The sequence below is a fragment of the Pantoea sp. GbtcB22 genome (assembly GCF_019091025.1).
GTDB lineage: Bacteria > Pseudomonadota > Gammaproteobacteria > Enterobacterales > Enterobacteriaceae > Pantoea > Pantoea leporis.
Genome location: NZ_JAGXKB010000390.1, coordinates 1 through 257, shown reverse-complemented (window position 1 = coordinate 257; position 257 = coordinate 1). Strand labels below are relative to the sequence as shown.

Sequence of the window (257 nt, the reverse complement as noted above, 5' to 3'; positions counted from 1 at the left end):
GCAGTTCACCGGTACCGATAAGTTCACCGAAGGCATGCATACGCTGACCGTGCAGGCCGTCGATCCGGCGGGCAACATTTCCGTGCTGTCCAACACCTTTACCATCACCGTTGACACGCAAATTGCGCAGCCAGAGCTGGCCACCGTCAGCGATGCGGTAACCGGCGGCGCGTTTGGCGCCATTGCCAACGACGGCACCGGCCTCACCAACGACGCCCGACCCGTGCTGAGCGGCAGCGCCGAAAAAGGCAGTCTGG

1 protein-coding gene is annotated in these 257 nt (G+C 63.0%); it reads left to right on the top strand.

What is annotated here, in order from left to right; translation table 11 throughout:
- On the top strand, window positions 1–257 hold a 257-nt coding region (locus KVT28_RS25570), incomplete at both ends, for an Ig-like domain-containing protein (protein ID WP_217551033.1).